This is a genomic window from Chryseobacterium sp. SIMBA_028, assembly GCF_046535285.1.
Classification (GTDB): Bacteria; Bacteroidota; Bacteroidia; order Flavobacteriales; family Weeksellaceae; genus Chryseobacterium.
Map to the genome: position 1 here is coordinate 1 of NZ_JAWRWZ010000463.1, position 259 is coordinate 259.

Sequence of the window (259 nt, forward strand, 5' to 3'; positions counted from 1 at the left end):
GCGCATTGGCGAAATTCATTGGCCTATGTGGTTGGCATGTCCTTGAATTCAATTCTCCTACTCTGACTACCGGAGCGCTCGATGAAGACGGAAGACCCGGAGAAAATCGTGCATGAAATCGCTGAGTCCACTGACAATGCGGAAGACCTTGTGGCGCAGTTGTATGCAAATGCCGTCGAAGACTACAAGCGCGATGCACGAATCATGGACTACGTTCCGCTGTTCGCCGCAAGGCGCGTACGGGAAAGCTTGAGGACTC

1 protein-coding gene is annotated in these 259 nt (G+C 52.9%); it reads left to right on the forward strand.

What is annotated here, in order from left to right:
* Positions 1 to 81 precede the first annotated feature (81 nt).
* Positions 82 to 259, forward strand: a 178-nt coding sequence (locus SCA31_RS24135; RefSeq protein WP_410699522.1) for a DUF3562 domain-containing protein, incomplete at its 3' end; no start/stop codon positions are given.